Annotated in this window: 10 protein-coding genes and 1 tRNA gene; 1 reads left to right on the top strand and 10 read right to left on the bottom strand. The window is 65.2% G+C overall.

Annotated features, from left to right (window positions below; all coding sequences use genetic code 11):
* Positions 1-295 precede the first annotated feature (295 nt).
* Both ACXJKR_RS13815 and ACXJKR_RS13810 read right to left on the bottom strand, forming a co-directional pair.
* Entirely contained in the window at positions 296-4,150 is a 3,855-nt protein-coding gene (locus ACXJKR_RS13815; RefSeq protein ID WP_457323313.1) for a hypothetical protein, read from the bottom strand.
* Between the two features lie 2 nt (positions 4,151-4,152).
* Complete coding sequence (locus tag ACXJKR_RS13810; RefSeq protein WP_457323312.1) at positions 4,153-4,848, bottom strand: hypothetical protein; 696 nt, start codon at positions 4,846-4,848, stop codon at positions 4,153-4,155.
* A 105-nt stretch (positions 4,849-4,953) separates the two neighbouring features.
* Between ACXJKR_RS13810 and ACXJKR_RS13805 the strand changes: the two genes are divergently transcribed.
* Positions 4,954-5,118, top strand: coding sequence for a hypothetical protein (locus ACXJKR_RS13805; RefSeq protein ID WP_457323311.1), 165 nt, complete (start codon positions 4,954-4,956; stop codon positions 5,116-5,118).
* A 285-nt stretch (positions 5,119-5,403) separates the two neighbouring features.
* Here ACXJKR_RS13805 and ACXJKR_RS13800 read toward each other — a convergent pair.
* The 8 genes from ACXJKR_RS13800 to infC all read right to left on the bottom strand — a co-directional run.
* A tRNA-Pro gene (locus ACXJKR_RS13800) sits at positions 5,404-5,480 on the bottom strand.
* Positions 5,481-5,515: 35 nt separating this feature from the next.
* Positions 5,516-6,046: a MerR family transcriptional regulator gene (locus ACXJKR_RS13795; RefSeq protein ID WP_457323310.1), complete on the bottom strand. Its 531-nt coding sequence runs from the start codon at positions 6,044-6,046 to the stop codon at positions 5,516-5,518.
* Between the two features lie 46 nt (positions 6,047-6,092).
* Positions 6,093-6,464 carry an integration host factor subunit alpha gene (locus ACXJKR_RS13790; protein WP_056197414.1) on the bottom strand — a complete coding sequence of 124 codons (372 nt, stop codon included), beginning with the start codon at positions 6,462-6,464 and terminating at the stop codon, positions 6,093-6,095.
* A 20-nt stretch (positions 6,465-6,484) separates the two neighbouring features.
* Positions 6,485-8,914 (bottom strand): phenylalanine--tRNA ligase subunit beta, encoded by a 2,430-nt coding sequence (gene pheT, locus ACXJKR_RS13785; RefSeq protein WP_457323309.1) that lies wholly within the window; start codon positions 8,912-8,914, stop codon positions 6,485-6,487.
* A gap of 12 nt (positions 8,915-8,926) precedes the next feature.
* Positions 8,927-9,970, bottom strand: a complete 1,044-nt coding sequence (gene pheS / locus ACXJKR_RS13780) for a phenylalanine--tRNA ligase subunit alpha (RefSeq protein ID WP_056197411.1) — start codon at positions 9,968-9,970, stop codon at positions 8,927-8,929.
* A gap of 86 nt (positions 9,971-10,056) precedes the next feature.
* Positions 10,057-10,413 (bottom strand): 50S ribosomal protein L20, encoded by a 357-nt coding sequence (gene rplT / locus ACXJKR_RS13775; protein ID WP_025564000.1) that lies wholly within the window; start codon positions 10,411-10,413, stop codon positions 10,057-10,059.
* A 26-nt stretch (positions 10,414-10,439) separates the two neighbouring features.
* Entirely contained in the window at positions 10,440-10,643 is a 204-nt protein-coding gene (gene rpmI / locus ACXJKR_RS13770; RefSeq protein WP_056197410.1) for a 50S ribosomal protein L35, read from the bottom strand.
* A gap of 119 nt (positions 10,644-10,762) precedes the next feature.
* Positions 10,763-11,087 (bottom strand): translation initiation factor IF-3 (gene infC / locus ACXJKR_RS13765; protein WP_457323308.1); only part of this gene is annotated, 325 nt, incomplete at its 5' end.

The following is an 11,087-nucleotide window of genomic DNA, read 5'->3' as shown; positions in this document are numbered from 1 at the left end:
GAGTGCGCCCTCAGGGAGCTTGGCTGCCTTGGTGCGAATCTCTTCGCCCAGTTCTGGATCCCCTTGGGTGCTTGCGGCGATCTGGCTTGTCAGGTGCGCTTGCGTGAGGTCGGCCATGGTGCTGTCTCCCTAGTAGCCACGATTGTTGGAAGTACTTGTGACAAGGACATCCACAAAACAGCTAGTCCTTTAGCTCGACGCACAACGCTCGTCGCTGGATCGCCATCGTGACGGTGCATGACCTCCACGCACCGCAACGGGAATTGCGAGTCATGCGGCCTGCCAAGTGTCCAGACTACGGCTTTGCCGGCGCTGCCGGCGCCTGCGTTTCGCTGCCGGTGATGCCGGTGCGATGGCCGACCACCTTCACGGCGGTCTCCGTCTCCTGAACGAGCTGCAGCCTGCGCTTGATCGTCGTGTCCATGAACCCGAGCACCACGGTGTCCACGTCGGCGGCCAGCTGCTGCTGGCGTGCCTTGGCCTCCTGAAGCTTGTTCTGCGCGTCCGTCAGATCGGCCTTGCGCATGGCCAGATCTGCCCGCCGCTCCGAGGCATCCGTCTCCGCCTTGGTCACGGCGAGCTTCGCCTCGTTGGCCTCGCTGATCGCCTGCTCCCGTTGAGCTTCCGTCAGGCCGCTGACCGCCAGCTTGCGCGTTGCGACAAGCTCTAGCTCCTTGGCCTTCACTACCGTTGTCTCGGCCGCGTCGCGCTGCGCCGTTGCGGCATCCACGCCCGTCTGCGCGTTGGTCTGCGCATTGCGCTCCGTCTCAGTCAACCCGTCGAGCTTCGCGACCTGCGCCTTCAGCGTGCCGCGCCAGCGGTGCATGGCACCCAGGGTTCCGGTGATCCGCTCGCCTTCATTCTTCTGTGCGGTGGCGTCATCGACGGCCGTACGTGCCGACTCCAGGGACTGCTTCACGTCTGCAGCCCCGAACACCTCGTCGAGCTTTGTGCGGTTGCTCCCCGTCAGCCTGCCGTCCCACAAGCTGCGGATCTTGGTCTGCAGGCTGTCGCCCTTGACGGTTCCCGCGAGCTGGTCGAGGTCCTGCTTGGTGCGGTCAGCGTAGTTCCCAGCGAACAGGCCCAGCGTCTGCGTGCGGGCTGCTACGGCAGGGCCCGAGGTCGTCTTTGTCAGCTTGTCCAGCTCGTCGGCAGCCAGCCGGCGATCCGTCCCTTCCAGCGTGGTGTCATCGACGCGCGCCCTGAGCTCGTCGACGCGCAGCAGATCCGTGTTGAAGCGCCCGCCCATGTTGTRGAGCGCCAGACCCTTGACCGCGCTGATCATGGCCTTGGGATCGGTGCCCATGGCCTTGACGTACCAGTTCCCGACGTCATCCTTCGCAATGACGAAGTTGGACCCGCCTGCACCGTCGACCCGGACGGTGTTGATGTTCTGCCAGTGCGCCTTGTCAAGCTGGGTGCGGATGTCGCACACCTGTTCCTCGGCGCCCTTGCACTGAAGGATGCGGCGCCACCCGTCGAGAAGCAGGTTGCGGCTCCGCAGGCCCGGGTCGTTCTGCAGGAACGTCGAGGCGTAGACCGACCGCAGGTAACTGCCCGTCGGGCGGATGTAGATCATGTCTTCCCGCTGTTTCCGCGCGGTCTCCAGGGCCTCGAGCAGGCGGGTTGCTTCGGCGCCGTTCTTGCCACCTCGTTTCACAGCATCGAGGTGCAGGCGGCGCAGCTGCGTGATGGTTTCGTCGAGCACATCCTTCGCGGGGATGGGCTCGTCCGGCACGGCCTGCGGATCGATGCGTCGGGACAGGTTCAAGGCGACGATGACGCTCTTGGCGTCGGTGGCCGCCTGCTTGCCTGCATCGGTGGCGGGCAGCGCGTCCAGCTTGCTGATCAGCGCATTGGCGGCGAGTCGTGCGTCCGGCGGTGCCGCTTGCGCGCCGAGCGCGGTGACCACAGCCGAGCGCTGCGACATCACGACGTCGACGGCCGCGTCGAACTTGTCGCTGGCGACCTTGTGACCCAGCTCCGGCGCCTGGGCCGCGGGCTCGCCCTCCTGCTTCTTTAGAGCGAGATCTTTCTTGGCCTTGAACTCGATCGCTGCGGTGTTCGCATCAATCAGTGCTTTGTGTGACTCGACCACCCGGCCGCGCAATTGCGCTATGGCCTCCGTGCGGGGGAGATCCTCGCTGTTGTTGAGCGGCCGCAGGCTCTTCGCGGCTTCGAGAAGCGTGACATACCGCTTGGCGCGGGGCGTGGACTGCGACGCGGCATTGCTCAAGCCCTCGCTGTCTGCTGTCAGCAGGGCTTCGAGCTGCGCTCGCAGTGCCTCCAGCTTGATGTCTTGTGGCGGGGAGGTGTCAGCCGCCAGCTTCTTGTCGACCCGCTTCTTGTCCTCGGCCCAGTCCGAATCGGTTCCCAGCTTGCCGGACAGGCCTGCCGCCTGTGAAGTCGGCGTGAGCGGTGCCAGCAGCGTGCGTAGCGCGGCCATTGCGGCCAGGCTGTCGCTGGCACGTTTTGCCGAGGCCGCGGCCTGTTCCGCCTCGGACCTGGCAGCGCTCAGTTGCGTGCTGCCCTGGATCGACTCCGCTTTCAGAACCCGCAGCTTTTCGTCCCTGACCGCCTGCACGACCTGCATGAAGGCCTGGGACTCGCTGATGTTGACCGCATCGCGCTGCGCATTGATTTCCGCTGTGCCCAGCCTCGCCTGCTGGTCGGCGTGGGCCTTGCGATGGCGCAAGTCGTCCGCGTGGACCAGGATGTTGTTGGCGATGCCCTCAAGGAGCGCCTTGAAGCGGTTGATTTGCTCGGGCGAACCGCTCGAGGGCAGAGCCGTGCCGTCATACGTCGTGGGCGCCAGCGTGAGCGTGGGGCTCTGGGCATCATCGAGGAGCCAGAGGTTTCCCGCCAGGAACTGAATCCGGGCGGCAAGGTCCACCAGCAGGCCATCGAGCTGTGACTCCAGCTCCTTGATCTTCTCCGGGTCGGGGCCGCGCCCCGGCTTCTTGCCGCTCGAAGCATCGCTTCTCGGCTGCCGCTCCTGGGCCAGTTTGGTGGCCACCCTGTCGATGCCTTCGTAGGCCCTGCCGTTGTCGAAGCCGTTCGCCCCCGCCGCCTGTACGGCGGCCGCAAGGCTCGTCAGCTGTTCATCGATGGCCACTTCGTCCGGCTTGTCGAAGCGCCTGGGCATCCGGACGACACCCGTCTCCTTGAACCGCTTCAGCAGAATTTCACTGCGATCGCTGGGCGTCGGCGCGGTCAGGGCCTTGGAGGAGGAGTCACAGGCCGCCTTGATGTCCCGTGGCGGCTCCAGCAGGATCACGTCGGCACTGCGAATCGCAAGCAGGCCCACCTCGGGCTTCTCCTTCAAGACGCGTGCCAGCGCAGTCCGGGCCTTCTTGAACTCCGCCGTGTGCCATTCGGTCGCAAGGGGAGACGAGAAGATGTCCGGGGCCTCGTCCTTGAGCCGGCCCAGGGCAGGGTCCTGCGGCGCGAGTGCCAGCGCGCAGGCGAGAAGGCGTGGCTGCGTGAGGTTGGCCAAGCCGTCTGCCGCAGAGTTGATCAACTCGCGGCGGCTCAGCGCGGGCCTGACGGCGAGTGCGAGCCGCAGCACCTCCGACAGGTCCTCCCATTGCATGCGCAAGGCGAGATGAGCTTCGCCGAAGTCAACCGTATCCAGCGCCGTCAGATCCTGGTCCAGCTTGTTCCTGGCGATGCTCTGCTGCTCGCGCACTGAACGCATCCGGAGGTCGTACTTCTGACGATGCTCCTGCAGGCGATCGGTTAGGGCAGGGATCTCGCCGTCCCAGTCGTCGTAAAAGGTCAGGATGTCGTTGATCTGCCGCATGTTGCGCAGATCCGTCGCTTTCCAGTCCCTGCCGATGATGTCGGCAATCTCCTGTCTCGTCAGCGTGCGGTTGCGAATCGATCCATCCTCGCTGCCAGTCCATGATGGCCGCGAGTTGTCGATCAGGCGGTTGCGCATCGAGAGCATCAGTGCCTTCGCCGACATCGCCATCGACGTCATCTGGTCACGCTGCATCGACTCGTGGTTAATCAGCGGCCCCTTGTAGACGTCGACATCGACCTGCAGGGACGAGCAGGCGCTCACCAGCAGAAGGGCGGAAGCCAGCGCGGCAAACGACAGGCGGGACGGTGCCGAAGACGCCTTCGCGGATGTGGGGCGATGGCTCATGATCAGCGCTCCGCGGCCAGAGACTCGAGGCGGGCGCGCTCCTGTCCAAGGCTGATCAGGAGATCGAACAGCTCCCGATCCAGCGCTGCCGTGGGCTGGCCGAACCGAACCCTGGCCACGGTACCCAGCGCGCTCGAAAAGGCCTGTTCGATCATCTCCGGGTTGCTGCCCATCATGATGATGAGCCGATGGTCGCGCGGGGCCTCCCGAAAGCCTTCGGGACCGAACATTACGAGGCCCCGTCCAGCCTGTCCCAGGCTCGACTCGCTTTCCGCGGCCTTGGCAGCGGCGACGTTGCCGCTGCGCACGTCGAGGCTCAGGCTGCCGGTCAGCGAGTCCACCAGGCCAGCAGGTGCCCAGCCGCTGGCAAACCTCGTCTGATTCAGGACGCTGGCCTGTCCCCGCACCCGGATGCGGTAGACCGTGGGCGGCAGCTGCCCGCGGGGATCGAAGCTTCCCAGGTAGTAGGTTTGGGCCACCTCAGAACCAGGCACCGCCGCGCCGACACCTGCAATGGCGACGAGTGCAGCCTGGTTTCGCTGCGGAACGGTCAGCGCGCCGCAGCCGCCGAGCAGTAGCGGCCACAGGAGCACAGACAGCCGAAGAGCGGCGCTTCGGCGCTTCCTGCAGCTGGACGACAGCTCTCCACCGGGCCGCGTCGCGGCGCCGACCTCAAACGGAGCACGATACTTTGTCATGCCTGCCTCCCTGATCGGTGGGATGCCAGCGCGCGGTGCGAGGCAACCTCAGCGTCGGATGATCCCACGCGTCCCCCAAGGGCATCTCACAACTATTGATGATGCGTGGACGCCCATCGCGTGTCAGGCACGGCGGCGGTGTCCCATCTTGAGATCGTCACGGTGGACGGCCTGCGGATGCCCATCGACTCCATGCTCAGTTCCGAAGAAACCATGATGAAGATCTTCAACAACGAGGGCCTCGCGACATCACGGATGAAAGCTGACTGATCGACCGGCTTTACGCCACCTCTCAGGCGACCCGAGTCAAAGATCGTCTGGGCTAGCCGATGAGGCGTGGCTGGTCGCGCGTCCGTGACCACCTGGGACCTGCGCTGTGTGTGGAGGTCGCACCCTCAAATGAGGGGTGAGCGTCCTTTTGCGTCCCGTTAAGTCCAGCAAGTGCCCCCTCCCTGGTTCACCCCCAGGTTCACCCCTGGAGGCCGAAACGCGTCGCACAAAGGAAAACGGCCTAGCTGCCGAAGCTGCTAAGCCGTTGATTCTCTTCTTGTTATTTGGTCGGGACGGCGGGATTCGAACTCGCGACCCCTTGCACCCCATGCAAGTGCGCTACCAGGCTGCGCTACGCCCCGACTGAGCCAAAAAGTATAACCGAGGAATTGCGCTTTCAGCCCAGAAGGCTGGCTCGGATCGCAAGAAGTTCGGCTCGAACCTGCTCCAGAGAGGTCAGCGGGTCCACGGCGAGCACCGGCAGTGTCAAGGATGCCCCGGAGGCCTTCAGCGGCTGGGCATGTGCATGCGATGCCAACCGGACGGCGGGCAGATGCGCCAGTTCGACCGGCGCGTTGGCGTCGTCGTCACCGTCGAGTTCCCCATCCATGGCTTCGAGCGCCTGTGCGGCCTCGGCTTCATCTCGGAAGTTCTGCGCCGCGGCCGCCGATGGCAGGCCTTCGCTGAGCTGGTTGCGCGCGCCGCTGATGGTGAAGCCCTGGTCGTAGAGCAGGTCGCGGATGCGGCGGATCAGCAGCACCTCGTGGTGCTGGTAATAGCGCCGGTTGCCGCGCCGCTTCATGGGCTTGAGCTGGGTGAACTCCTGCTCCCAATAGCGCAGGACATACGGCTTCACACCGCACAGCTCGCTGACCTCACCAATGGTGAAGTAGCGTTTGGCGGGAATGGAAGGCAGCGCTTTGTCCATTGAAATCAAGGGCTTCGGAGCGAAAGCTGAGGCAAGGCGTCAGACTCTACTCGAAGTCTTCGCCGCTGGGCGTATCGCCTTGCACCAACCCCTTGAGCTTGTGGGAGGCGTGAAAAGTCACGACGTTGCGGGCCTTGATCGGGATGGACTCGCCAGTGCGCGGGTTGCGCCCCGGGCGTGGCGCCTTGCGGCGGATGTTGAAGTTGCCGAAGCCAGAGAGCTTCACGTCCTGACCCTTGACGAGGCTGTCGTGCAGCATGTCGAAGAAGGCCTCGACCATGTCCTTGGACTCGCGCTTGTTCAGCCCGAGCTTGTCGAACAGCAGCTCGGCCAGCTCGGCCTTGGTCAGGGTGGGCGTTTCCAGGCTGCCGATGACGACCGCAGCGGATTCGGATTTCTTGGCGTCGTTCGCGTCCATTCGTGTTCCTGTTCCTGGGGTCAGCCGCGCAGGCGGCCGCCGAGCTGGTCGCCGACARCGGCCACGATGGCGGCCACGGCTGCATCGATGCGCTCATCGGTCAATGTGGCTTCGTCGTCGAGCAGTTCCAGGCGCACGGCCAGGGAGCGCTCGTCGGGTTGCAGATCCATGCTGGCGCCAGCAGCGGGTTTGAAGACGTCGAAGAGCTTGGCTGAACGCAGCAGCGCGCCGCCAGCGGCCGTGATGGTGGCCATCAGTGCGTCGTGGGGCGTGCTGTCCTTGACGACCAGGGCCAGGTCGCGCTGCACGGCCTGCTGGCGCGGCAGCGGCTGGCCTTGCGGCAGCGTGCGAGTCAGCGCGGCGTCGAGATTGAGCTCAAAGACGACGGGGGCGCTGCCGCTGATCTCATAGGCCTGGCGCCAACGCGGGTGCAGTTCGCCGACGATGCCGATGGCGACGCCGTTCAGCTTGACGCTTGCGCTGCGGCCGGGGTGCAGGGCAGGGTGCTCGGCGGCTTCGAAGCTCAGCGCCTGCGGTGCGAACAGGGCTTCGAGGTCGCCCTTGACGTCGAAGAAATCGACGGCGCGGTCGCGCTGGCTCCACTGCTGCTGGTCGGCCGGCCCCCAGGCCAGCCCGCCCAGGCGCAGCGGCTGCTCGATGCCGGCTACCGACAGCGGGCCGTTGGCCACTGCAGCGTCGCGCTTGAACACGCGGCCCAGTTCGAACACGCGCACACGCGTCGCGCGGCGGGCCTGGTTGTGGCGCAGCACCTGCACGAGGCTGCCAATCAGGCTGGTGCGCATCACCGACAGCGGCGCGGCGATGGGATTCAGCAGCTTGATGGGGTCGGTGACACCGGCCAGCTCGCGCTCCCAGCGTTCTTCGACAAAGCTGAAGTTGATGGTCTCGAAGTAGTCGCGTGCGGCAACGGCGCGGCGCAGCGCATGAGTGGCCTGGCGCGATTCCGAACCGGTGCGACCGACGATGGGCGCGAGCGGCGCGGTGGACGGCAGCGTCGGGTAGCCCAGTACACGGATGACTTCCTCGATGAGGTCTTCCTCAATCAGGATGTCGAAGCGCCAGCTCGGCGGCGTGACGGTGATGACGCCGTCAGCAGCCGTGAACGGCAGGCCCAGGCGCGTGAACACGCCTTCGCACTGCGCCTGTGTCAGCGGCATGCCGATGACCTTGGCGGCCCGGGCGACGCGCAGGGCCACGGGCTTGCGCACCGGCACATTGGGCGACTGGTCGTCCATCGGGCCGACGCGCGTGTCCGGCGTGCCGCAGATGTCGATGATGAGCTGCGTGATGCGCTCGAGGTGCTCGACGGTCTGCGACGCATCGACACCTCGCTCGAAGCGGTGGCCGGCGTCGGTCGAGAAGTTGTAGCGACGGCCGCGGCCCATGACGGCCTCGGGCCACCAGAAGGCGGCCTCGACGTAGACGTTGCGCGTGTCGTCGGACACGGCGGTGTGGTCGCCGCCCATGATGCCGGCGAGGGACTCGACCTCGCGTGCATCCGAGATGACGCCGACCTTCTCATCCACGGTGATGGTGTTGCCATTCAGCAGCTTGAGCTGCTCGCCGGCCTTGCCCCAGCGCACGACCAGCTCACCGCTGATCTTGTCGAGGTCGAAGATGTGCGACGGGCGGCCGTACTCGAACATCACGTAATTGGAGATGTCGACGAGGGCAGTCACCGAGCGTTGGCCGCAGCGCTCCAGGCGCTGGACCATCCAGGCGGGCGTCTTGGCCTTGGTGTCGATGCCCTTGACGATGCGGCCGGAGAAGCGGCCGCACAGATCGGTCGCCTCGATCCGGATGGGCAGCTTGTCGTCGATGCCAGGCTTGACCGGCGGGAACTCGGCCTTGAGCAGCGGCGCGCCCGTCAGCGCGGCCACTTCGCGGGCGACGCCGAAGACGCTCAGGCCATGCCCCAGGTTGGGCGTGAGCTTCAGCGTGAACAGCGTGTCGTCGAGGTTGAGGTGCTTGCGGATGTCCTCGCCGATGACGGCATCGGCGGGCAGTTCCAGCAGGCCGCCGTGGTCTTCGCTGAGCTTGAGCTCGCGGGCCGAGCACAGCATGCCGAAGCTCTCGACGCCGCGCAGCTTGCCGACGCCGATCTTGAAGGGCTTGGTCGCGGCGTCAGAAGGCAGCTCGGCGCCCACGGTGGCCAGCGGCACCTTGATGCCCACGCGGGCATTGGGCGCGCCGCAGACGATCTGCAGCGGCTCAGGCCCACCAGCATTGACCTTGCAGACGCGCAGCTTGTCGGCGTTGGGATGCTGCTCGGCTTCGAGGATTTCGGCGACGACGATGCCGTGAAAGGGCGGCGCCACCGGGCGCAGCTCTTCGACCTCCATGCCGGACATGGTCAGCAGTTCGGCCAGTTTTTCAGTGGACAGCGGCGGATTGCAGAACTCGCGCAGCCAGGACTCGGGGAATTGCATAGCTCTTCTGAATTACTTGAACTGCGAGAGGAAGCGGAGGTCGCCGTCGAAGAAGGCGCGCAGGTCGTTGACGCCATAGCGCAGCATGGCCAGGCGGTCGATGCCGGAGCCGAAGGCGAAGCCGATATAGCGCTCGGGGTCCAGGCCCATGTTGCGGATCACCTGCGGGTGCACCTGGCCGGAGCCCGACACCTCCAGCCAGCGGCCCTTCAGCGGGCCGCTCTCGAACATGATGTCGATCTCGGCGCTGGGCTCGGTGAAAGGGAAGTAGCTGGGGCGAAAGCGCAGCTGCAGCTGGTCGGTCTCGAAGAAGGCGGTGATGAAGTTGAGATAGACCGCCTTCAGGTCCTTGAACGAAATGTTCTCGCCCACCCATAGGCCTTCGACCTGGTGGAACATCGGCGAGTGGGTCGCATCGCTATCGACGCGGTAAGTGCGGCCCGGCGCGATGACGCGGATTTCGGGCATGGTGTCCTGGCCCGCGTAGCGCTTGGCGTGGGCCTGGGCGTAGCGGATCTGCATCGGGCTGGTGTGCGGACGCAGGTTCAGCCAGGCGCCGTTCTCGTCCTTCATGTCGACGTAGAACGTGTCCTGCATGGAGCGGGCCGGGTGGTTCTCGGGGTTGTTCAGCGCCGAGAAGCTGTACCAGTCGGTCTCGATCTCCGGGCCGTCGGCGACGTCGAAGCCCATGGAGGCGAAGATGGCCTCGATGCGCTCCATCGCGCGCGTGATCGGGTGCAGGCCGCCGGTGCCGCGCTGGCGGCCGGGCAGGGTGACGTCCAGGGCCTCGGCCTTGAGTTGCTTCTCGAGCTCGGCGGCGGCGAGGGCATCGCGGCGGGCGGTCAGGGCGGCTTCGATGCCGACCTTGAGCTGGTTGATCTCGGCGCCACGGGTCTTCTTTTCCTCGATGCTGAGGGCACCCAGGCCCTTCATCAGTTCGGTCACGCGGCCGGACTTGCCGAGGAAGCGCGCCTTGGCGTTTTCGAGTTCGGCGGGCGTGGGCGCGGCGGCAAAGTCGCTGCGTGCCGCTTCAAGAAGAGCGTCGAGATCAGACATTCGGAATTCGGAATGAAAAAGGGCCGACCCTGGTGGGCCGGCCCTGAAAGTTTGCGTGCCCCGACGCGAGCCAGGGCGAATCGCAATCAGGCGAGCGCGGCCTTCACCTTGGCGAAGATGCTGGCAAAACCAGCCGGGTCGTTCACGGCCAGATCGGCGAGGACCTTGCGGTCGATCTCGATCTGGGCCTTCTTCAGACCCGCCACGAACTTGCTGTAGGACAGACCCAGACCACGCGATGCAGCGTTGATACGGGCGATCCAGAGCTGGCGGAAGACGCGCTTCTTGGTACGACGGTCACGGTAGGCGTATTGGCCCGCCTTCATCACCGCCTGCTTGGCGATGCGGAAGACGTTCTTACGACGACCCCGGAAGCCCTTGGCCAGAGCCAAGACCTTCTTGTGACGGGCACGAGCGGTTACACCACGTTTGACGCGAGGCATGTGTTTCTCCTYGAGTCAGTGATGAATTACAGGCCAGCAAAGGGCAGCATCTGAGCGATGTGACCCATGTTGGTTTCGTGCACGGTGACGGCGCCGCGGAGCTGACGCTTGTTCTTCGTGGTCTTCTTGGTCAGGATGTGGCGCTTGAACGCCTGACCGCGCTTGACGGTGCCACCCGGACGAACGCGAAAACGCTTTTTCGCGCTGCTCTTGGTCTTCATTTTGGGCATGTTGATGCTCCTTCTAAGTGCGTCCCTGGGGCGGCGCCGGTGAGCCCGGCGCACTTGTTGGCCTCAGGAGACTAATGAACCCGTCGGCGACCAAACCGGCGGGTTGAACTCTTCGGTCTTTAGCGCTTTTTGGGCGCCAGGACCATGATCATCTGCCGACCTTCGAGCTTCGGCATGTTCTCAACGATCGCCACGTCGGCCAGTTCGTCGCGAATCCGCTCCAGCAGGCGCATACCGATGTCCTGGTGGGTGATTTCACGGCCCCGGTAGCGCAGCGTGACCTTGCCCTTGTCACCGTCTTCGGCGATGAAGCGGCGCAGATTGCGCATCTTGATCTGGTAGTCGCCTTCGTCCGTGCCCGGGCGGAACTTGACTTCCTTGATCTCGATGATCTTCTGCTTGGACTTGGCTTCGGCAGCGCGCTTTTGCTCCTGGTACTTGAAC

This window comes from Roseateles sp. P5_E11 (assembly GCF_054049355.1).
Note: the sequence above shows the minus strand (reverse complement) of the source record. Positions and strands in the feature narration are given on the sequence as shown.